Source organism: Mesorhizobium sp. M1B.F.Ca.ET.045.04.1.1, from assembly GCF_003952465.1.
Taxonomy (GTDB): domain Bacteria; phylum Pseudomonadota; class Alphaproteobacteria; order Rhizobiales; family Rhizobiaceae; genus Mesorhizobium; species Mesorhizobium shonense.
On the sequence record NZ_CP034448.1, the window covers coordinates 4,118,612 to 4,138,422 of the forward strand.

18 protein-coding genes, 1 other RNA gene and 1 pseudogene are annotated in these 19,811 nt (G+C 64.0%); 11 read left to right on the forward strand and 9 right to left on the reverse strand.

Annotated features, from left to right (window positions below; translation table 11 throughout):
- Nucleotides 1-7: 7 nt before the first annotated feature.
- Nucleotides 8-975 (reverse strand): annotated as a pseudogene (locus EJ071_RS20270) (Dyp-type peroxidase).
- 210 nt (nt 976-1,185) lie between these two features.
- On the opposite strand from EJ071_RS20270, the gene EJ071_RS20275 reads away from it, so the two are divergent.
- Nucleotides 1,186-5,211, forward strand: coding sequence for an AsmA family protein (locus tag EJ071_RS20275; protein ID WP_126099463.1), 4,026 nt, complete (start codon nt 1,186-1,188; stop codon nt 5,209-5,211).
- 46 nt (nt 5,212-5,257) lie between these two features.
- On the opposite strand, the gene EJ071_RS20280 is transcribed toward EJ071_RS20275, so the two are convergent.
- Nucleotides 5,258-5,689, reverse strand: a complete 432-nt coding sequence (locus EJ071_RS20280) for a helix-turn-helix domain-containing protein (protein ID WP_126099464.1) — start codon at nt 5,687-5,689, stop codon at nt 5,258-5,260.
- A 290-nt stretch (nt 5,690-5,979) separates the two neighbouring features.
- Here EJ071_RS20280 and EJ071_RS20285 point away from each other — a divergent pair, with 290 nt between their 5' ends.
- The gene (locus EJ071_RS20285; RefSeq protein WP_126099465.1) at nt 5,980-7,782 is read left to right on the forward strand and encodes a chloride channel protein; all 1,803 of its coding nucleotides are present in this window, start codon (nt 5,980-5,982) and stop codon (nt 7,780-7,782) included.
- Between the two features lie 6 nt (nt 7,783-7,788).
- Here the strand turns inward: EJ071_RS20285 and EJ071_RS20290 are convergent, their stop codons facing one another.
- The 4 genes from EJ071_RS20290 to EJ071_RS20305 all read right to left on the reverse strand — a co-directional run bounded on the left by EJ071_RS20290 (nt 7,789) and on the right by EJ071_RS20305 (nt 9,567).
- On the reverse strand, nt 7,789-8,016 hold the full coding sequence (locus EJ071_RS20290; RefSeq protein ID WP_126099466.1) for a ribbon-helix-helix domain-containing protein: 228 nt from the start codon (nt 8,014-8,016) through the stop codon (nt 7,789-7,791).
- A 9-nt stretch (nt 8,017-8,025) separates the two neighbouring features.
- Entirely contained in the window at nt 8,026-8,223 is a 198-nt protein-coding gene (locus tag EJ071_RS20295; RefSeq protein WP_126099467.1) for a DUF4169 family protein, read from the reverse strand.
- Nucleotides 8,224-8,232: 9 nt separating this feature from the next.
- Nucleotides 8,233-8,766 carry an SspB family protein gene (locus EJ071_RS20300; RefSeq protein ID WP_126099468.1) on the reverse strand — a complete coding sequence of 178 codons (534 nt, stop codon included), beginning with the start codon at nt 8,764-8,766 and terminating at the stop codon, nt 8,233-8,235.
- Nucleotides 8,767-8,883: 117 nt separating this feature from the next.
- Nucleotides 8,884-9,567 (reverse strand): TetR/AcrR family transcriptional regulator, encoded by a 684-nt coding sequence (locus EJ071_RS20305; protein WP_126099469.1) that lies wholly within the window; start codon nt 9,565-9,567, stop codon nt 8,884-8,886.
- Between the two features lie 228 nt (nt 9,568-9,795).
- On the opposite strand from EJ071_RS20305, the gene EJ071_RS20310 reads away from it, so the two are divergent.
- Complete coding sequence (locus EJ071_RS20310; RefSeq protein WP_126099470.1) at nt 9,796-11,001, forward strand: multidrug effflux MFS transporter; 1,206 nt, start codon at nt 9,796-9,798, stop codon at nt 10,999-11,001.
- Nucleotides 11,002-11,047: 46 nt separating this feature from the next.
- Here the strand turns inward: EJ071_RS20310 and EJ071_RS20315 are convergent, their stop codons facing one another.
- Nucleotides 11,048-11,605, reverse strand: a complete 558-nt coding sequence (locus tag EJ071_RS20315; protein ID WP_126099471.1) for an AAA family ATPase — start codon at nt 11,603-11,605, stop codon at nt 11,048-11,050.
- A 100-nt stretch (nt 11,606-11,705) separates the two neighbouring features.
- Nucleotides 11,706-12,066: a transfer-messenger RNA gene (gene ssrA, locus EJ071_RS20320) on the reverse strand.
- A 167-nt stretch (nt 12,067-12,233) separates the two neighbouring features.
- On the opposite strand from ssrA, the gene EJ071_RS20325 reads away from it, so the two are divergent.
- The 6 genes from EJ071_RS20325 to EJ071_RS20350 all read left to right on the forward strand — a co-directional run bounded on the left by EJ071_RS20325 (nt 12,234) and on the right by EJ071_RS20350 (nt 17,023).
- Nucleotides 12,234-12,545 (forward strand): DUF2853 family protein, encoded by a 312-nt coding sequence (locus EJ071_RS20325; protein WP_126099472.1) that lies wholly within the window; start codon nt 12,234-12,236, stop codon nt 12,543-12,545.
- 134 nt (nt 12,546-12,679) lie between these two features.
- On the forward strand, nt 12,680-13,474 hold the full coding sequence (locus tag EJ071_RS20330; protein WP_126099473.1) for a thymidylate synthase: 795 nt from the start codon (nt 12,680-12,682) through the stop codon (nt 13,472-13,474).
- Between the two features lie 498 nt (nt 13,475-13,972).
- A complete protein-coding gene (modA, locus tag EJ071_RS20335; protein ID WP_126099474.1) occupies nt 13,973-14,767 on the forward strand; it encodes a molybdate ABC transporter substrate-binding protein in 795 nt (264 codons plus the stop codon).
- A 19-nt stretch (nt 14,768-14,786) separates the two neighbouring features.
- Nucleotides 14,787-15,491 (forward strand): molybdate ABC transporter permease subunit, encoded by a 705-nt coding sequence (gene modB, locus EJ071_RS20340; protein ID WP_126099475.1) that lies wholly within the window; start codon nt 14,787-14,789, stop codon nt 15,489-15,491.
- Complete coding sequence (modC, locus tag EJ071_RS20345) at nt 15,488-16,600, forward strand: molybdenum ABC transporter ATP-binding protein (RefSeq protein WP_126099476.1); 1,113 nt, start codon at nt 15,488-15,490, stop codon at nt 16,598-16,600. The genes modB and modC overlap by 4 nt, the downstream gene beginning before the upstream one ends.
- 81 nt (nt 16,601-16,681) lie before the next feature.
- A complete protein-coding gene (locus EJ071_RS20350) occupies nt 16,682-17,023 on the forward strand; it encodes a winged helix-turn-helix domain-containing protein (protein WP_126099477.1) in 342 nt (113 codons plus the stop codon).
- A 77-nt stretch (nt 17,024-17,100) separates the two neighbouring features.
- Here the strand turns inward: EJ071_RS20350 and cobF are convergent, their stop codons facing one another.
- Nucleotides 17,101-17,865: a precorrin-6A synthase (deacetylating) gene (gene cobF, locus EJ071_RS20355; protein ID WP_126099478.1), complete on the reverse strand. Its 765-nt coding sequence runs from the start codon at nt 17,863-17,865 to the stop codon at nt 17,101-17,103.
- A gap of 249 nt (nt 17,866-18,114) precedes the next feature.
- Here cobF and EJ071_RS20360 point away from each other — a divergent pair, with 249 nt between their 5' ends.
- Nucleotides 18,115-19,128, forward strand: a complete 1,014-nt coding sequence (locus tag EJ071_RS20360; RefSeq protein ID WP_126099479.1) for a DUF4424 domain-containing protein — start codon at nt 18,115-18,117, stop codon at nt 19,126-19,128.
- Nucleotides 19,128-19,646 (forward strand): dihydrofolate reductase, encoded by a 519-nt coding sequence (locus EJ071_RS20365; RefSeq protein ID WP_126099480.1) that lies wholly within the window; start codon nt 19,128-19,130, stop codon nt 19,644-19,646. The genes EJ071_RS20360 and EJ071_RS20365 overlap by 1 nt, the downstream gene beginning before the upstream one ends.
- The last annotated feature ends 165 nt before the right edge of the window (nt 19,647-19,811 follow it).

Below are 19,811 nucleotides of genomic sequence, written 5' to 3' on the forward strand. Positions count from 1 at the left end.
CCGCGGATTACCCCTGCGCGCCGTCGGCCAGCTTCTGCAGCATGGGCCGGGTGGGCGCGAAAAAGGTCGTGCCGGTATGTGGCGTGGAGAAGTCGAGCAGCCGGTCGTAGGCGCCTGGCGGCTCACCGACATACATGCGCTGCAGCATTTTTTCGATCACCCACAGATAGCGGGTGTAGCCGATAAAGTAGGTTCCGAACTCCTTCTGGCCCGGCCGGCCGAAAGGCATGTTGTCGCGTAGGATGTCGTATTCGTTGCCGGCGTCGTCCTCGATGGTGGCCAGCGACTTGTGCGACTTGCGTGGCTTGTCGTCGTCATCGATCTCGATGTTGTCGATCTTGGTGCGGCCGATGATCTCTTCCTGGAGGTGCGTCGGCGTTTCCGCCCAGGCGCCAAGATCGTGCAGATATTTCTGGACGACGACATAGCTGCCGCCGGCAAACTCGGCGTCCTCGTCGCCGACAAGGGCCGAGGCGGGCAAATCGAGACCGGTCGGGTTGGCGGTGCCGTCGACGAAACCGAGTAGGTCGCGCGCGTCGAAATAGCGAAAGCCGGTGACCTCGTCGACGACCGTGACGCTGCCGCGCAGACTGTCCAGCAGATGCGCTCGAACTCGAAGCACATGTCGGTGCGTTCGGCGCGGATGTGGAAGAGAAGATCGCCCGGCGTGGACGGCGCCGAATGGACCGGTCCCTTGACCGGCGCAAAGGCTTTCAGTTCGCGCGGTCGCCGGTCCGGCGAGAGACGCGCCCAGAGGTCGGCGCCGATACCGGCGATGCACGACAGCCGGCCGGAAAGATCGCGGAAGCCGACATTCTTGACGAGATCGTCAAGCGCGCCGAGCACCGAGGCCACCTTCGAGAGGGCTGCCTTGTCGCTGCCGACCGTGACGACGAGGAAAACCGCGGCGAGCGACAGCGGGGCATCGACGCTCTGCGCATCGATCGGCACCCTGTCCCAGTTCTTGCCTGACATCGGGAATGCTCCACGTTTCGCTATTTGGCTCGGATGATCGCGACCGGGCGTGGCCACTTGAGGCAGAGTGCATTCCAAAAAGATATCGCGATCGCGAGCGACCACGCAACAGCGGACGCTGCCTTGATTGCGCGCCGACACCGGCGAATTGCCTCTTTATCGACACGCGGATGCGGGTAGAGTGCGGCTGACTTTCAATCCGGGGAGAAAATGCTCGCACGCCTGTTCGTGATCTTCGGTGGGCTGTTCGTGCTGGTGCTGTGCGCGGCGCTGGTGGTGCCGTATTTCATCGACTGGACCGGCTACCGCGCCGATTTCGAGCGCGAGGCGAGCACCATCCTCGGCCGCAAGGTGACGGTGAAAGGCGATGCGACCGCGCGGTTGCTGCCATTCCCTTCGGTGACCTTCTCCAATGTCGAGGTCGCCGGCGGTCCTGGCGGCCAGCCGGCAATGACGATGGAGACCTTCTCCATGGATGCCGAGCTCGCCCCTTTCCTGCGCGGCGAGTTGCTGATCTTCGACATGCGGCTGGTGCATCCGAAGGCGACCATCGACGTCGCCGGCGACGGCACGGTCGACTGGGCCATCCGCCCGTCGACACCCTTCGATCCCGGTCAAATCGCGATCGAGAAGCTGACGGTGACCGAAGGTCAGATCGAATTGCGCCATGCCGCCGGCGGACGCAGCCATTTCATCTCCGAAATCAACTCGACCGTTTCCGCCAAGTCGCTCGCCGGCCCGTGGCGCATGGATGGCACGCTGCGCTTCGACGGGCTGCGCACGGAAGTCTCGGCCTTCACCGGCAAGGTGGAGGCAGACGGCCGGATGCGGCTCAGGCTGAAGGCAGACCCGGATGCCTATCCGCTGGTCGTCGAGACCGACGGCAATGCCGGCATCGTCAAGGGCGCTGCGGTCTATTCCGGCCAGTTCAAGGTTTCGGCCTCCGACAAGAATGGGGCCGACAAGAACCCGGCCGAACTGCGGGGCACCGACGGCAAGCCGGTCAAGGTCAGCGCCAGCAAGTCCGATCCGGGCTTCCGGCTGAACGGCAAATTCGCGCTCGATCACCAGAAGCTCGGCGTAGACGAATTCCGCTTCGAAACCGGGCCGCTCGACAATCCATATACTGCCGATGGCAAGGCGTCGGTCGATCTCGGCCTCAAGCCGCATTTCTCGATCGAAGCCAGCGGGGCGCAGGTACAGTTCGACGAGGCCGTGGGCGCATCCGCGGGCACCGGGCTGACGCTCGACCAGCGCATCGCGGCGCTCGAACAGACGCTGCTGCACATGCCGAAGCCGACGATACCGGGCACGGTCGAGGTCAGGCTGCCGGCGGTGGTGGCGGGCGACACGACGGTGCGCGACGTGCGGCTTTCGGCGGAGCCCGTCAAGGGCGGCTGGTCGGTGAAGTCGCTTGCCGCGACTCTGCCCGGCCGGGCGACGCTCGAAGCCGACGGCATGCTGAGCGTCGAAGACCGGTTCGGCTTTACGGGTTCCTTGCTGCTTGCTGTCGGACAGCCCTCCGGTTTCGCCGCCTGGCTGTCGAAGGATGTCGACGATGCGATCCGCCGGCTGCCGGCGGCGGGCTTCAAGGCCAAGGTCGATCTCAGCGAGAACCGGCAGTCCTTCAGCGATCTCGAACTCATCCTCGGCAAGGCGAAGTTTTCCGGCAGCATTGATTCCAGCCAGCCCGACGGCGCGAGGCCCTCGGTGCTGATGCGGCTGGAGGGCGGCGAGCTCGATGTCGACGGCTTGGCGGCCTTTGCCTCGATCTTCGTCAGCGACAAGGGCGCCAACCGCTTCGCCGACCGCGACCTCGATTTCCAGATCAAGGCAGGCCCGGTCAGCGTCGGCGGGCTGACCGCCGACACGGTGGATACGGCGTTGCGGCTGCGCGAGGGCCTGCTTGAGATCGACCGGCTTTCGGTCGGCGGGCTTGCGGGCGCCTCGATCAGCGCCACGGGGCGCGTCAAGGATTTTCCGGAAAGCCCGACCGGCAAGCTCGACGCTTCGGTCGTGGCCGTGGATCTGAGGCCGCTCATCGACGTCGCGGCGCAGCATTATCCGGACAATCAGGTTCTGAAGGGTCTGGCCGACCGTGCAGCCGCTTATCCCGAACTGTTCCAGGACGCTCGTATCGACCTGGTGACGAGTGCGGCCGACAACGGCGACGGCACCACGGGGCTCGCGCTTTCGGCGCAGGGCAAGGCCGGCGGGTCCGCCTTTTCGGCCTCGCTCTCGGGCAAGGGCACCGCGGACCGGCTTCTCGATGCGCCTGTGTCGCTCACCTTCAACGCCAGGAACGAGAACGCCGCCACGCTGCTGGCGCTTTACGGCCTGCCGGCGCTGCCGCTCGGCATGCTTGGACAGGCGGCAACCGATCTCTCGGCGAAAGGCTCGCTCGGCGGCGGCCTGGCGACCAGCTTCAATCTGACGGCCGACGATTTCCGGGCGAGCTTTGACGGAACCGTCGCGGAGACGCAGCAAGGCGCGACCGCCAAGGGCAAGGTCAACCTCGATGCCGCCGATATCGAACCGTGGCTCATGACGACAGGCGTCGGGTTGCCGGGCATGGGCACCGGCACGTCGGCATCGCTTGCCGCCGACGCCGATTTCGGCAATGGGCTGCTGGTGCTGAGCAGGTTCGCCGGCGCGATCAACAGGGCCGCGGTGTCCGGTGACGTCAACGTCGACATGAAAGATGGGCTGCCGCATCTCGCCGGCGCGCTGGCGCTCGACGAACTCGATCTCGATCCGTTGGCTGTGTCGCTGTTCGGCGATCAGTCTTTCCTCGCCGCGAAAGGCGGTGGCTGGCCGACGGCGCCGTTCAGCCAGCAGTCGACCTTGCCGTTCAGCGCCGATCTCGACCTCAACGCGGCGGCGCTGGCCGCCGGACCGTTCGCCACAGCGCATGATGCGGCCCTGTCGCTGAAGCTCGACCGGGAAGGCATCCATGTCTCGGACCTCAAGGCCAAGCTCTATGGCGGCGCGCTGACCGGCCTGTTCGAGCTTAAGAACACGGAAGGCACGGGCCTGTTTTCAGGTCAGTTGAAGCTGGCGGGCAGCGATCTTTCCGCGCTGCTGCCTGGTTCGGGTGTCAGCGGCAGCGGCGATATTTCGGCGGCGCTGTCGACCAGCGGCAAGTCGGTCGACGCGATGATCGCCGCTCTGTCCGGGTCCGGGACCGCGGCGGTGAAAGGTTTGAATATCGCCGGCATCAATCCCGACGCCTTTGCCGCCATCATCGCCAGGGCCGACGCAATCGGGCGCGACATCGACGCCGCCAAGACCGCCGGCTTCGCGCCTGGGATCGCTGGGGAGGGCAGTTTCGCGGCGGGTGACAGCGACATTGCCTTCACCGTTGCCAATGGCACGCTGCGGGCGCCGCCGATCAGCCTCGACAATCCCGCGGCGGTGCTGACGGCCGATGTGACCGCCGACATCAACACAAGCACCGTCACGGCAAAGGGGGCGCTCACCTATCGTCCCGGCGACGAGGCGCTGGTCGGCTCCGCGCCGGCTGTAAACTTCAGCCTCGCCGGCCCTGTCGGCGCGACGACGCGCCAGTTCGACAGCGAGCCGCTGGCCCAGTTCCTCACCCAGCGCGCGCTGGAGAAGGAACAGCAGCGGGTCGAGGCAATGCAGGCGGAACTGCTCGAGAAACAGAGGCTGCGGCGCGAGGTGCGCTATTACGCGGCGCTGCAGACCGAGCGCGACCGTGCGGCCGAAGAACTGCGCCGGCAAGAGGAAGAGGCGCGGCAGAAGGCCGAAGCCGAGGCCAGGGCGAAAGCCGAGGCAGAGGCGCTGGCAAAGGCGGAAGCGGAAGCCAAGGCGGAAGAAGAGGCGAGGGCCAAAGCAGAGGCCGACGCGAAGGCCCAGGCCGAGGCGGATGCGCGCGCGAAAGCAGAGGCGGATGCCAGGGCCAAGGCTGAGGCCGACGCCAAAGCTCAAGCCGAGGCCGAGGCGCGGGCGCAGGCGCAGGCGCAGGCTGAAGCCGAAGCGAAGGCCAGGGCGGAGCAACAGGCGGCCGACAAGGCGGTCAAAGCGCGGGCCGAGGCGGAGCGCAGGAAGGCCGAGCAGGCGAAGCTGGAAGCCCAACGCAAGGCGGCTGAGCAGGCGCCAAAGATCGACCGGTCGCTTCCCGGCGTCAACGACGGTTCCGCTTCAGAGCCGGCGAAACCAAAGGCCAATCCGTTCACGATCGACAATCTCCTGAAGTCGCTGGACGGCGGCTGAGGCTCATCCGGTCAAGACACCGCGAGTTCGGCGCTTTGGCTGTGGCTCAAACCGGCTCCCGCCGCGAAAGCAGGCGCCGCAGCATAGGCTCGATGCGCGAAAGCTCGTCGAGGTGAGCGGCCGACAATTCGGCCAGGCGATCGTCGGCGAGAGGTGTGAGCTGGAGCAGAACGCGGCGGTGGTCGGCCTTGTCCTGATCCCTTGTGACCAATCCGGCCTCGGCAAGACGGTTCACCAGTTCGACGGCGCTGTGGTGTCGGATGCGCAACCGCTCCGCCAGATCGCCGACCGCCACCGGTCCACCGCCGGGGTAACCCTTGATTGCCAGCAGCGCCTGATGCTGGCGCGGGGTCAAGCCCGCCTCGTTCGCCTGAATCTGGCTGAATTCCAGAAAGCGGCGGATCAGATAGCGGAATTCCGACAGCCGCTGGTAGTCAGCCTGGCTGATAGAGGGAGGCGGTTTCTTCGGCTGCGTCATTCCCCGACTTATGGCCCTTTCCCGCCAAAGCTCAACTCCTACGAAGGCTTGGGACCTAAAGCGCATCGCGATCTTTCAGATTCGCTCCGTGCGCTTAGGTTTTTTGATTTTACGCATGTCTTTGTCCCGAAACCGGTCCCCACTTTCGGGAGACATGCGTTAGCGCAATCCATGACCAAAATGACGCGGAGCAGCGGTCGAAAACGGTCTTGAAGAAATATATCGCAGTACGATATGTAGCCGCCCGACAACCGGACGGCACCGCGCTGCCAGAAAGCCCAGGCTCCACAATGAAATCCGCCCATGCCGGAAACGGCCATCTCCGCGACTTCACCACCGATCCCAGGGTGCTCGTCATCGCGGCCATCGCGGTGGTGGTCGCGACCGCCGGGCTGTTTGCCGGCATCGTGTTGTTGAAGCTCATCCGGCTTGCCACCAACATCGCCTATTTCGGCCAGTTCACGCTGGCCGAGCTGAGGCTCGAGGACACGCCGCTTGGGCTTGCCGCGGTGATCGTGCCGGTGATCGGCGCGCTGATCATCGGCCTGATGGCCCGCTTCGGCAGCGAAAAGATCCGCGGCCACGGCATTCCTGAGGCCATCGAGGCGATCCTTCTCGGCCGCTCGCGGCTCGACGCCAAGGTGGCGGTGCTGAAGCCATTGTCGTCGGCGATCTCGATCGGTTCGGGCGGGCCGTTCGGCGCCGAAGGCCCGATCATCATGACCGGCGGCGCGATCGGCTCGCTGATCGCGCAGATGCTGCCGGTCAGCGACAACGAGCGCAAGACGCTGCTGGTGGCGGGTGCCGCGGCCGGCATGACGACCGTGTTCGGCACGCCGATCGCGGCAATCATGCTTGCCGTCGAACTGCTGCTGTTCGAATGGACGCCGCGCAGCTTCATCCCGGTCGCCGTCGCTGCGATCATTGCGGAAGTCGAACGCACTTTGCTGCACCTACCGGGTCCGATTTTTCCGTTTTCGGGCAGCATGGAGGCATCGGTCGCCGGATTGGGCGGCTGGGTGCTGGTCGGCATTGCCTCCGGCCTGCTTTCGGGTCTGCTGACGCAATTGGTCTACGCCTGCGAGGACGCTTTCCAGAAGCTGCCGATACACTGGATGTGGTGGCCGATGATCGGCGGCCTTGTGGTCGGCATAGGCGGCCTCATCGAGCCGCAGGCGCTCGGCGTCGGCTACGATAACATCGCCAATATGCTCGATGGCCGCGTCGTCGCGGCTGCGGCGCTTACGCTGCTGGTGGTGAAAGCCATTGTCTGGTCGGTGGCGCTGGGTTCGGGAACGTCGGGCGGTGTGCTGGCGCCGCTCTTGATCATGGGCGGCGCGATGGGGGCGGTGCTGGCCGGCATCCTGCCGGAAGCGACGCCGGGCTTCTGGCCGCTGCTGGCGATGGCTGCGACCATGGGCGGCACCATGCGCGCGCCGCTGACCGCGACCTTCTTCGCGGTGGAGCTCACCGGCAACACCCATATGCTGGTGCCGCTGATCGCGGCTTGCGCCACCGCCCATGCGGTCACCGTGCTGTTGATGAAGCGCTCGATCCTGACTGAAAAGGTGGCGCGGCGCGGCCATCACCTCGTTCGCGAATACCGCGTTGATCCCTTCGCGCTGACCAGGGTGCGCGAAGTGATGACGACCAAGGTCGAAAGCGTGCCTGCGGCAATGACGCTGCATGGCGCTGCAACCTTCCTCACCGCGCCGGAGACACGGCATCCGAGCTTTCCAGTCGTGACCGAGGAGGGCCATGTGCTCGGCGTCATCGATCCGCCAGCGATCCTGCGCTGGCGCCGCGCCGGCAAGCACCGCAAGACGACGCTTGGCGAGCTGCTCGCCGGCAGCAAGGTCACGCTCGCCTATCCTGACGAATATCTGGAAGGACTGTCCGACAAGCTGCTCACCGCCAACGTCTCGCATCTGCCTGTCGTCTCACGCGAGGATGCGCGGCTCGTCGGCTATGTCGGCTGGAAAGACCTGATGCGGGTGCGGTCGAAAAAGCAGGCGGAGGAACGCGACCGTGCCGCCTTGCTCAGCTTCGGAGCCAGGCGGAAAGCTGAGCAAGGCATCGGCGACCCCGTCTGAGGCAACTCAAGACGATTTGCCGCTGCGCTTTGCCCAGGCCAACACGTAAAGTCTCAGCGCGGAGGACAGGTTGGCATCACGGGTCCGCGTCTCGTCGATCTCGGCGACGAGAGCCGCGAGCGACACCGAGCGCTCCGCCGCGATCGCGAGCAAATCGTCGTAGAAGGGTTGCTCCAGGGAAAAGCTGGTGCGGTGGCCTCGGATCGTGACCGAGCGTTTTTCGACCGCGGCCATCGGAGGCGCTCAGTGCCGGTCCGGATCGCCGGGCTTTTCGCGGCGATGGCCGTCCATGAATTTTTCGGTCCTATCGGACGTCAGCCGGTCACGCTCGCGTTCGACCTTGGAACGACCGTGCAATGCCCGGTTCTCGCCGGCCAGGCGTTCCTTCTCGATGCGCGCTTTCTGCTTGCGGGCCTGGCGGAGATTGACGACCTCGCCCATTTTCCCGGCTCACTTCTTGCGGAAGGCGTCGAGCGAAACGACGTCGGCGCTCTTGCCGCCACTGTCGGCGACAGCCGGCTTCTTCTCGGCCTCAGGGGACTTTTTCTTCGATTCCGGTTTCTTTTCGGCCACGACGGCAATCGGCTCCGGCGCCGGCGCGGCATCGTCGTCCTCCGCCGCGCCTTCCGCCTTGACGTCGAATTCGAGTTCGAAATTCACCGAAGGATCGTAGAAACCGCGCACGGCGGAGAAGGGGATCTCGAGCTTTTCAGGCACGTCGGAGAAGGAGAGCCCCACCTCGAAACCGGCATCCGTGACCTTCAGGTCCCAGTACTGGAACTGGATGACGATCGTCATCTGCTCGGGATAACGCTCGCGCAGCCGCGAGGAAATGCGCACGCCCGGCGCGCCGGTCAGGAAGGTGATGAAGAAATGGTGGTTGCCCGGAAGGCCGGTGCGCGCGACTTCGGCCAGGACCTTGCGCATGACGCCGCGCAATGCCTCCTGGGCCAGAATGTCGTAGCGGATGTGGTCGTCGGCCATGTGACGGTCGGGTTCCGTTGAATCGTCCGCATAGCTGTAATCAAGCTTGAGCGCGGCGTAAACCGCATATAGGCGCCTAACGCTGAGGCCAAGAGGGGGTGGCGGCGATTTGATTGCTCAGGCGTGGGCGAGGGCGGCCGACTTGACGGATGCGGCTTTGCGCGAGCCGAAGGCGCGGAGGAAGGTGCGCACGCCGTTGGTGGCCGAGCGCAGGACCTCCTCCTCGGTAGGCATGCCGCCGAGCATGAAGGTGATTTGAAGCTCGGCATTGACGAGAGCGAAGAACTGGCGCGCCGCCACGTCCGGATCGTCGATCGACAGGTGCCCGGCATAGGCAAGCCGCGCGAAGCGGGCGGCAAGCGCCGACCAGGTGCGGCCGGGGCCCTGTTCGCGCCACTCGGCGAAAAGCTCCGGATAGCGCTCGCCTTCGGCCTGGATCAGCTTGCGCAGGAAGCGGCCGTCGCGGTTGCAGATGCAGTTGCGGTTCATCCGCACGGCAAAAGCGACAAGATCGGATTCAAGGTCGGCGGGCTGGTCGGGGAAGGTGGCGATGGTGGCGAAAATGCCGGCATTGCAGCGCTCCGTCAGGTCGCGCACGACGGCCATGAAGAGCTTTTCCTTGTCGCCGTGGTGATTGTAGACGGTCTGGCGTGAAACGCCGGCCTCGGCCGCGATCAGGTCGATGTTGGCGCCGGCATAACCCTCCCGGCAGAAAACCGAAGCGGCAGCCTCGACTACCGATATGCGCTTGGCCTCGTGGCTGCGTGGCGGGAAAATGTCAGGAGAAACGCCGGGCTTCATAAAAAACTATATAGCTGTGATTGACGAATTGGACAAGCCTGTCTAAATTTGTGGACACAACATAGGGAAGTCCGCTCCCTGGAGGACCAATAATTCGCTCTAGAGACGATTGAATTCGCGCTTAAGAGACGAATGCATTCGCTCTCAGATGTCGGATTTCCGCGGGATGGAACGTCCTTGGGTAGACGCCGGACCACGGCGGCAACCAGATCCGAAAGAAGCCCTATCATGAGTCCCAAATTCCTCCGCATCGCGGTCGTGCTCGGCTTGTTGTCCGCAATCGGCCCTTTCGCCATCGATATGTATCTTCCCGCGCTGCCCTCGATCGGTGAGGATCTGCACGCTGGTACAGCTGCCGTGCAGATGAGCCTGTTGATCTTCTTCCTGTCGATGGGTTTCGGCCAGATCGTCGTCGGCCCGATCTCCGATATGGTCGGGCGCAAGCTACCGCTTTATGCCGGCCTCGCGCTGTTCATGGTCGGCGGCGTCGGCTCGGCGATGGCGCCCAACATCGAGTGGCTGATCGCCTTCCGCTTCCTGCAGGGGCTCGGCGCCAGCGCCGGCATGGCGGTGCCGCGCGCCATCGTGCGCGATCTGCACACCGGCAACGAGGCCGCCAAGCTGATGTCGCTTCTGATGCTGGTGTTCTCGGTGTCGCCGATCCTTGCGCCGCTCACCGGCAGCCAGATCATCGAGAGTTTTGGCTGGCGCGCCGTGTTCTGGACGGTGACGGGCGCCGCGGCTTTAGCCACCATCCTGCTCGCCACCTCGCTGAAGGAGACGCGGTCGGTGGAGGAGCGCGCCAGCTCGTCCTTCGGCACGGCGCTGGCCGGCTACCGCTACCTGATGGGCGATCGCAACTTCCTCGGCCTGACGGCGATCGCCGGCTTCGGTATTGCGAGCTTCTTCGTCTATCTGTCGAGCTCGTCCTTCATCCTGATCGACCATTACGGCCTGTCGCCGTCGGTCTACAGCGTGTTCTTCTCGATCAACGCGGTCGCCTTCATCGGTATGTCGCAGCTGACCGGGATGCTGGCCGACCGGTTTGGGTTGAAGCGTGTCGTCTGGGTGGCGGTGACCGGCTACGCCACGGTTATGGTGGCGCTGTTCGCGATCATGGCGTCGGGCGTCGACCGGCTCGACGTGATGGCGGCGCTGCTCTTCGTCGGCTACGGCTTCCTCGGCCTGGTCATCCCGACCACGTCGGTGCTGGCCATGGAAGAGCATGGCGAGATCGCCGGCACGGCCTCGGCGCTGATGGGCACTCTGCACTTTGCGATCGGCGCGCTGGCGATGGGCGTCGCCGGCATCTTCTTCGACGGCACGCCGCTGCCGATGGTGGCCGGCATCACGCTTTGCGCGGTGATTTCGTTCTCGCTGGCCAAGCTTACGCTCGGCCGCGCGCGGGAAGCGGTCGAAGCGCCTGCCGAGTAAGCAACTCACAAAAGATCGGAAAAGGCCGGGCTTGCCCCGGCCTTTTTCATGCCTGCGTCAAGCCGGCTGTATCGAGGACGAAGCGCAGCCGCTCCTCGACCGGCGCAAGCGGCAAGGGCACCAACTCGTAGCCGAGTTCGGCATAGACGCTCGTAACCGATTGAAAGGTGCGCTCGGCCTCATCGAGTGTCTGTTTCCTCTCTTCGTCCTGCGCAAAAATTTCCGGCCAAGGCGGCGCGATGAAGACGCGGCGCGCATAGCGGAATTTCTCCGCCGCGCTTGTGACATGATCCGGCACCGGCAGGCCGCAGAGCCTGAGATAGCCGATCGTGTCGGGCGCGCCGCGATCGAAGAAGACTGGACCTGGCTCGGCATGCGCCGCATGCCAGGAGCGTAGCTCCCAGGACAGCATCAGATCGGCAAAAAGCGTCCGGTCCTGCCAGGGGAGGGCAGCGCCGCCGATCGCCACCTGGTCCCGGATGATGTCGCGCCCCGCCTCGGGCGCTGTCGCGAAGCCTGCCGCCTTCAGTGCCTCGATAAGCGTGGTCTTGCCCGAGCCGGGACCGCCAGTCAGCACGATGAAGCGATCGAAATCGTTTTGCATGAACTTGCCCATGGATGATGAACGGCAAGACGGAACGGCCCGCACGCCGGACGAGCCTTGGCCGTTCAGTTGATTTGGAAAGGAGAAAAAGAGGGGGGAAGGTGGAGGTTTCTGTTGCCAGGTACCTCCGAACCCCGCCTAGAAGTGCGAACCTCTAGGGCTTGATTTGAAGCGTTCGCACTGCATTAAGCAGCGAGACGAGCTTCCGCATAGTTGTCGTTGGCAACTATAAGTTTAGCCCGATGACGGTGGTACAATGCCGGGCAAAAGTACGATCTTTACACCTTCGTCGATCCTATTTCGCCCCCAGCAAAAGCCGCTCCGTGGTCCAGAGCGGTTTTTGGTGGAGGCGCCGGGTACCGCCCCCGGGTCCGAACGGCTTATTTCATCGCCTGTTTATCGCCATAGTCGGTCAAGCCGACGAAGCGAATATAGGGAGCGATCATGAAAAATGAAAGGCCAAACCGGCACTTGTCCCCGGCGCCAAACTCAACAGCCGAGGGTTGACTTGCGCGCTTACTCAATCGAAGCTCGCCGGCGGTGAGGAATCTCGGACCTGGCGCATAGGTTGCGCGGCGCGCCACAAGCCTCATCGTTCGGATCCGTGGCGCCGACGAGGGGAAGTTTGATGGCCGACTATCTTGCGGATGTGAAGAAATACGATGCCGGCGCCAGCGCCGACGCGGTCGAGAAGATCGTCAAGCATCTGGGCATCGCGCTCAGGAACCGCGATTCCTCGCTGGTGTCCTGCACGGACCCGAAGGAGCTTGAGCGCGTCCGGGAGAACTGGGCGGCCAAGAAGCTCGGCATCGCCGATGCCGCCAAGGCCGACGCCTCGATCCAGAAAGTCTGCAAGGCGATGGCCGCAGACAACACCAAGAGCCGCGTGACCTTCTACTATCTGGTGGCGAAGGATCTGGGCAAACTCGGCGCGCTCTGAGGCATAGCCGTCGGCAGCCGGCACGACATCGTGCCGGCGCCCTGGACTTTCTGGCGCACGATTCACATCTGTGACAGTATTCGACCGACGGCCAGTCGGCTATGATCACCTGTCACCCGAATCGAGCGGAGCCGATGCGCCAATATCTCGACCTGTTGAAGCACGTACTGGAAAACGGCGCCGATCGCGGCGATCGCACCGGCACCGGCACGCGCTCGGTGTTCGGTTACCAGATGCGCTTCGACCTTTCGCGCGGTTTCCCCGTCACCACCACCAAGAAGCTGCATCTGAAGTCGATCATCCACGAGCTTCTGTGGTTTCTGGCCGGCGACACCAACATCAAATATCTCAACGACAACGGCGTCACCATCTGGGACGAGTGGGCCGACGAGAATGGCGATCTCGGCCCCGTCTACGGCAAGCAATGGCGCTCGTGGCCGGACGGGCATGGCGGCGAGATCGACCAGATCGCGGGTCTTCTCAAGGAGATACGCAAGAATCCTAATTCGCGCCGGCTGATCGTCTCGGTCTGGAACCCGGCCGAAGTGGAGGCGATGGCGTTGCCGCCCTGCCACTGCCTGTTCCAGTTCTACGTCTCGGAAGGCCGGCTCTCCTGCCAGCTCTACCAGCGCTCCGGCGATATCTTCCTCGGCGTGCCGTTCAACATCGCATCCTACGCCCTGCTGACCATGATGGTCGCGCAGGTGACTGGGCTGAAGCCGGGCGACTTCATCCACACGCTCGGCGACGCGCATCTCTACTCGAACCATTTCGAGCAGGCGCGCGAGCAGATGCGACGCACGCCGAAGCCGCTGCCGACGATGTGGATCAACCCGGATGTGAAGGATCTTTTTGCCTTCCGTTTCGACGATTTCCGCCTCGAGAACTATTTTGCGGACGCGAGCATCAAGGCGCCGATCGCCGTCTAAGGTGTGTTGATATTCAGGTAAGGCAGGCCTGCAAATGGCGGCTTCCTGCGCTTCCGGCCTTCGCCGGCCGAAGCACTTGTGAGCCGCCGCGCAGCTAAGGCTACGGCCGGCGTAGGCCGGTGCTCACGTACTTTAAGTACGCTCAGCTCCGGCCTTCGCCGGCCGAAGCCCTCATAAGTGTCTCCGCTCTATGAAGGCTACGGCCGGCGTAGGCCGGTTCTCGAAATCCACCATTTTCGGCTCTGCCTGACCTGAATCTCAACACACCGGGCGCTGCGTTTGGACTTTCGGAACCGATCGCAGTCCTTGCCCTTGCGGTTTGCGGGCGCTGGGTCTTCATATCCTAGGCTTCGCTGTATCGAGCTGGCTCCATCGTAGGCCGGGAAGACCCTGCCATATGATGCCGCCGAAGGTAAAAGGCCTTTCCTTGTTATGTTCATCCGGATATATCGGCTCAGGGCTTTGAGCCGAACGGATTTTCGAGCAGCGAGAGGTTTCATGGCCGGCAAGGGCTTTGGGTTGAAGGCGGTCGCCGTTGGCGGGCTGGCGGCGCTGTTGATGGCGGCAATGCCGGCGGCTCATGCCGACGACAAGGTGATCGTGTTCGCGGCGGCGAGCCTCAAGGATGCGCTCGATGCGGTCAACAAGGCCTGCGAACCCGAAGTCGGCGAAGCGGCGACCATCTCCTATGCGGCAAGCTCGGCGCTGGCCAAGCAGATCGAGGGCGGTGCGCCGGCGGATGTCTTCGTCTCGGCCGATCTCGACTGGATGAAATATCTCTCCGACAAGAAGCTGACCAAGCCCGATACCGAAGTGAAGCTGCTCGGCAACCAGATCGTACTGGTTGCGCCGAAGGATTCAACGGTCGAGACCAAGGTCGAAAAAGGCTTCGACCTCGCCAAGCTCATCGGCGACGGCAGGCTCGCCATCGGCGATGTCAAGGCGGTGCCGGCCGGCAAATACGGCAAGGCGGCGCTGGAATCGCTGGGCGTCTGGTCCTCCGTCGAAGGCAAGGTCGCGCAGGCCGAGAACGTCCGCGCCGCGCTCAAGCTGGTGTCGACGGGCGAGGCCGCGCTCGGCGTCGTCTACGCCACCGATGCGCATGCCGAAAAGGGCGTGAAGGTTGTCGGCACCTTCCCCGAGGATTCGCACCCGCCGATCATCTACCCGATTGCCCAGACGGCGGATTCGAAGGACAAGGATACGGCTGCCTTCCTGAAGTGCGTCGAGTCGGCCAAGGTTGCGGCGCTCTTCAAGGAACAGGGTTTTACGGTGCTCGCGCCGAGCAACTGAGAAAGACCTTAGACCGCATATGAACTGGCTGCTGGACCTCACTCCCGACGAATGGAATGCGGTCCGGCTGTCGATCAAGGTGGCGACGGTGGCGATGCTCGTGAGCTTGCCGCCTGGCATCCTGATCGCGCTGCTTCTGGCGCGCGGCCGTTTCTGGGGCAAGACCCTGCTCAACGGGCTGGTGCATCTGCCGCTGATCCTGCCGCCGGTGGTGACCGGCTATCTGCTCTTGCTCACCTTCGGTCGGCGCGGGCCGGCCGGCGCCTTCCTTGCAGAGCATTTCGGCATCGTCTTTTCGTTCCGCTGGACAGGCGCCGCGCTCGCCTGCGGCGTCATGGGTTTTCCGCTGATGGTGCGGGCAATAAGGCTGTCGATCGAAGCGGTCGATCGCAAGATGGAAGCCGCAGCCGGCACGCTCGGCGCCAATCGGGTTTGGGTGTTCGCCACCATCACGCTGCCGCTGATCCTGCCCGGCCTGATTGCAGGCGCGATCCTTTCCTTCGCCAAGGCGATGGGCGAGTTCGGCGCCACGATCACCTTCGTCTCCAACATCCCCAACGAGACGCAGACGTTGCCCTCGGCGATCTACACCTTCACCCAGGTGCCGGGCGGCGACGAGGGCGCGCTCAGGCTGACGCTGATCTCGGTCGTCATCTCGATGGTCGCGCTGATCGCTTCGGAAGTGCTGGCGAGAAGGGTCGGTCGGCGGATGGACATCGAATGACGATCGTGGTCGACATCAGCCATCGACTAGGCGATTTCGCCATCGAAGCGAATTTCGAGAGCGCCGGCCGGCTGACGGCGCTGTTCGGGCCGTCGGGTTCCGGCAAGTCGACGCTGATCAATCTGATCGCGGGGCTGATCCGGCCGCAGAAGGGGCGCATCGCCGTCGATGGCCGCGTGCTGGTCGACACCGCCGCCGGCATCTTCGTGCCGATGCATAAGCGGCGGATCGGCATGGTTTTCCAGGATGCTCGGCTCTTCCCGCATATGAGCGTTGCCGGCAACCTGCGCTATGGCCGCTGGTTCACGCCGTCTTCCGAGCGCTACGCCGATATGGATGCGGTGGTCGACCTGCTCGGCATCGGCCACCTGCTCGACCGGCGCCCGGCGAAACTGTCAGGCGGCGAAAAGCAGCGCGTGGCGATCGGCCGTGCCCTGCTTGCCAGCCCCAAACTCTTGCTGATGGACGAGCCGCTCGCCTCGCTCGACGAGGCGCGCAAGGCCGAGATCCTGCCCTATATCGAGCGGCTGCGCGACGAAACGAAGATCCCAATCGTCTATGTCAGCCATTCGATCGCCGAGGTGGCGCGGCTGGCGAGCGACGTGGTGGTGCTGTCGCAGGGCAAGGTCGCGGCCTTCGGTCAGACCGATGCGATCATGCAGCGGCTGGATCTCTTGCCGGCGGAGGAGCGCGGCGAGGGCGGCGCGGTGCTCGACACCAGGGTGCTGCGTCACGACGAGGCTTTCGGCATGACGGTGCTCGGCTCGCCGGCCGGAGAGATCCGCATACCGCGCATTGCTCGGCCGGCGGGAGCTCCAGTGCGGCTCCGCATCCGGGCCCGTGACGTGATGATCGCGACCGAGCAGCCGGCGGGCCTGAGCGCGCTCAACATACTGGCGGGGACGATCGCCGCGGTCAGGCCGGGCATAGGGCCCACGGTGGAAATCGCCATCGATTGCAATGGCGCGACCGTGCTGGCGCGCATTACCGAGCAGTCGAAACAAAGCCTGCGCCTCGCGCTCGGCCGCAAGGTCTTCGCGGTCATCAAGACGGTCAGCTTCGACGCTACGACGACCGGTCCAGGGTTGCCGGCCGAGGCCGATGGATGACGAAGAGTATACCGCTATGTTCAATTGGAATAGCGATTTGGCTGCAAAAGGGTTAGTCTGCGTGACTGCAAAGGACAAGAGATGCCATCGCTGAGCCTGAGGATAAATCTCGACCCCGAGGGGCGTATAGGTCCCGGCAAGATCGAGCTCCTCGAGCAGATCGCTGCCTTCGGCTCGATCTCGGCCGCGGCACGCGGCATGGAGATGTCCTACAAGCATGCCTGGGATCTCGTCGAGGACATGAACCGGGTGTTCGGCAAGCCGCTGGTCGCAGCGCAGACCGGCGGCAGGAAAGGTGGCGGCGCGCAATTGACCGCGGTAGGCCTTGCTGTGGTCAGCCGGTTCAGGGCGATAGAGCGCGCAGCCGCTTCGGCAGCCGCGGTCCATATGGAGGCTTTGCAGGCGGAGATCGACGCTGGATAGGGATTAGGCAGTAGGCAGTGATGTCCTAGAGTTGCTCGACGCGCACCAAATCGACGGCTCCCGATCGCCCCTACTGCCTATTCCCCTGGCTTCCTCAGCAGATAGGTATCCATGATCCAGCCCTTTTTCCGCCGGGCTTCCTCACGGATCTTCTCGATTTCGGCGCCGACATCGCCAAGGCGTCCGGACACGATGATCTCGTCCGACGTGCCGAGATAGGCGCCCCACTGGATGAAGACATCCTTGTCGGCCAGCGTGTTGAAGGCGCATTTGCCGTCGAGCATGACCACCGTGGAGCCGGCATTTGTCGGCAGGCCTTCCTCGGTGAGGCGGCGGCCGGTGGTGACGAGGATCGAATCGCCGATGCGGTTGAGCGCGCTGGCGTGGCTCGCGGCAAGCGCCTGGATGGCGGTGATGCCCGGGATAACCTCCAGTTCGAAACCGACATTGCCCCGTTGGCGCACGCGCTCGAGGATGCGCAGCGCACTATCATAAAGCGAAGGGTCGCCCCAGATCAGAAAGGCGCCGCAGCTGTCCTCTACGAGCTCGTCGCGGATCAGCCCCTCATAGATCTCGGCGATCGCCTCGTGCCAGTCGTCGACGGTCACCCGATAGGACGATGTCGGCTCGGCCCGCACCGGCACATCGAATTCGACCCGGCGCGATTTCGGATTGGTGACGAAGCGGTCGCAAATCTGCCGGCGGAGTTCCGCGAGTTCGTTCTTGCTCACGCCCTTGTCGGGAATGAACAGCACGTCGGCCCGGTTCAGGCCGTTGATGGCCTGCACGGTCATGTGTTCCGGATTGCCGGCGCCGATGCCGATGACGAGAAGCTTGCGCATAAGGCGATCTCCTGCCTGATCGGGCGGCCGGTGTCCAGACAGCGCAGGCAGCTGAGTGCGAACGCAGAGGGCTTTGAAACACTACATTGAAACGGCTAGAGCAGTTCAGCGGTTGGTAGAAACGCTGAACTGCTCTAGCTATCTGTTTTAGGTAATTTCGGACGGAAAACCGTTACCTGCTTCTCCTGGAATTGCTCTAGATGGAAGCGCATCCGGATGGTCCCGGTATTGCCGTCGAAAGGGGGATCCATGCTCCGCACTTTCCTAACCACAGCGTTGGCATTGCTGGCCGCGCCGGCCCTTGCCAACGACTCCGTTGCCGAACTCGGCACCGGCGGGCTGATCCTGTCGCGCAGCGATGCCGTCGCCATGGAAAGCGAGGACCTTTTCATCTCGCCACAGAAAGTGACGGTCGACTACGTCTTCCGCAACAACACGGACAAGGACGTCAGCGCCATCGTTGCGTTTCCGATGCCGGACATCGAAGGCGACCCGAACGAGATGCCGGCGATCCCGGAAGCGCAAAGCGACAATTTCCTCGGCTTCGAGGTGACGATCGACGGCGCCGACGCGAAGCCGCAACTCGAACAAAAGGCGTTCGCGCTCGGCATCGACATCACCGCCGACCTCAAGGCGCAGAACGTGCCGCTCTATCCGTTCGGCGATGCCGCCAAGGCGGCGCTGGCGAAGCTGCCCAAGGCCGTCGCTGATGATTGGGAAAACCGAGGCATCGTCATCGAGGATACTGCCGATGACGGGTCGGGCATGCAAACCGCCTACGCGCCGTTCTGGCAATTGCGCTCGACCTATTGGTGGCGCTCGACCTTCCCGGCCAACAAGGCCGTCCATGTCTCGCACCGCTACAAGCCGAGCGTCGGCGGCACGTCCTCGGTCAGCTTCTATTATGAAGGCAAGTTCCAGGGGCAGTACGGCACCTACAAGACCCGCTACTGCATGGACGGCGCGTTCGAGAACGCAGTGCGCAAGGCAGCGAAGGAAAATCCCGACGGTTATCCGAAATATTTCGAAAGCCGCATCGCTTATATCCTGACCACGGGCGGCAACTGGGCATCGGGCAATATCGGCAATTTCAAGCTCACCATCGACAAGGGCAGCCCCAAAAACCTGGTTTCCTTCTGCGGCGACAATGTCCGCAAGGTCGGCCCGACGACGTTCGAGACGACGGCCAAGGATTTTTATCCCGAGCACGACATCGACATCCTGCTGCTCGAGCCGTCGGACAATGGCGGGAACGGCGGCTGATGGACATCGCGATCTACGTTGCTATTGCCGAGAACGGCGTGATCGGACGCGAAGGCGGACTGCCTTGGCGGCTTTCCAGCGATCTCAAGCGCTTCAAGGCCGACACGATGGGCAAGCCGATCATCATGGGCCGCAAGACCTATGAGGGCATCGCCCGGCCGCTGCCCGGCAGGCTGAACATCGTGGTGACGCGAGACAAGACCTGGCGCGCCGACGGCATCGAGGTGGCGCATTCGCTCGACGAAGCGATCACGCTGGCCAGGGTACGCGGCCGCTGCATGACGGGCGCCGAGGAGGTCTGCGTGGTCGGCGGCGGCGAGATCTACGCCCAGGCCCTGCCACTTGCCGACCGCCTCCATGTCACCCACGTGCTGGCCAAAGTCGATGGCGACGCTCATTTCCCGCCGATCGATCCGGCTATCTGGCGGATCGTCCGATCCGAGGATTTCCCGGCAGGCGAAAAGGACAGCCACGCGACGCGTTACACCGTCTACGGGCGACGGCGCGACGGTCGGTGACGACGACAAAGGGTCGCTGCCGGCCCAAATCGGACGGCGCGGGCGGCAGACCGCGTTGAAAGCGCGTCACGGCGTCCCTATAGAAGAACGACATATTACAGCGCCGCGTGTCCAACCGGACCCGCAAAAGGCTGCTGTAAAACTTTGATTTGGCGCGTGATTCCT

Coding starts and splice junctions, on each gene's coding strand:
- EJ071_RS20275 (WP_126099463.1), top strand. CDS start 1,186: ATGCTCGCACGCCTGTTCGTGATCTTCGGTGGGCTGTTCGTGCTGGTG.
- EJ071_RS20280 (WP_126099464.1), bottom strand. CDS start 5,689: ATGACGCAGCCGAAGAAACCGCCTCCCTCTATCAGCCAGGCTGACTAC.
- EJ071_RS20285 (WP_126099465.1), top strand. CDS start 5,980: ATGAAATCCGCCCATGCCGGAAACGGCCATCTCCGCGACTTCACCACC.
- EJ071_RS20290 (WP_126099466.1), bottom strand. CDS start 8,016: ATGGCCGCGGTCGAAAAACGCTCGGTCACGATCCGAGGCCACCGCACC.
- EJ071_RS20295 (WP_126099467.1), bottom strand. CDS start 8,223: ATGGGCGAGGTCGTCAATCTCCGCCAGGCCCGCAAGCAGAAAGCGCGC.
- EJ071_RS20300 (WP_126099468.1), bottom strand. CDS start 8,766: ATGGCCGACGACCACATCCGCTACGACATTCTGGCCCAGGAGGCATTG.
- EJ071_RS20305 (WP_126099469.1), bottom strand. CDS start 9,567: ATGAAGCCCGGCGTTTCTCCTGACATTTTCCCGCCACGCAGCCACGAG.
- EJ071_RS20310 (WP_126099470.1), top strand. CDS start 9,796: ATGAGTCCCAAATTCCTCCGCATCGCGGTCGTGCTCGGCTTGTTGTCC.
- EJ071_RS20315 (WP_126099471.1), bottom strand. CDS start 11,605: ATGCAAAACGATTTCGATCGCTTCATCGTGCTGACTGGCGGTCCCGGC.
- EJ071_RS20325 (WP_126099472.1), top strand. CDS start 12,234: ATGGCCGACTATCTTGCGGATGTGAAGAAATACGATGCCGGCGCCAGC.
- EJ071_RS20330 (WP_126099473.1), top strand. CDS start 12,680: ATGCGCCAATATCTCGACCTGTTGAAGCACGTACTGGAAAACGGCGCC.
- modA (WP_126099474.1), top strand. CDS start 13,973: ATGGCCGGCAAGGGCTTTGGGTTGAAGGCGGTCGCCGTTGGCGGGCTG.
- modB (WP_126099475.1), top strand. CDS start 14,787: ATGAACTGGCTGCTGGACCTCACTCCCGACGAATGGAATGCGGTCCGG.
- modC (WP_126099476.1), top strand. CDS start 15,488: ATGACGATCGTGGTCGACATCAGCCATCGACTAGGCGATTTCGCCATC.
- EJ071_RS20350 (WP_126099477.1), top strand. CDS start 16,682: ATGCCATCGCTGAGCCTGAGGATAAATCTCGACCCCGAGGGGCGTATA.
- cobF (WP_126099478.1), bottom strand. CDS start 17,865: ATGCGCAAGCTTCTCGTCATCGGCATCGGCGCCGGCAATCCGGAACAC.
- EJ071_RS20360 (WP_126099479.1), top strand. CDS start 18,115: ATGCTCCGCACTTTCCTAACCACAGCGTTGGCATTGCTGGCCGCGCCG.
- EJ071_RS20365 (WP_126099480.1), top strand. CDS start 19,128: ATGGACATCGCGATCTACGTTGCTATTGCCGAGAACGGCGTGATCGGA.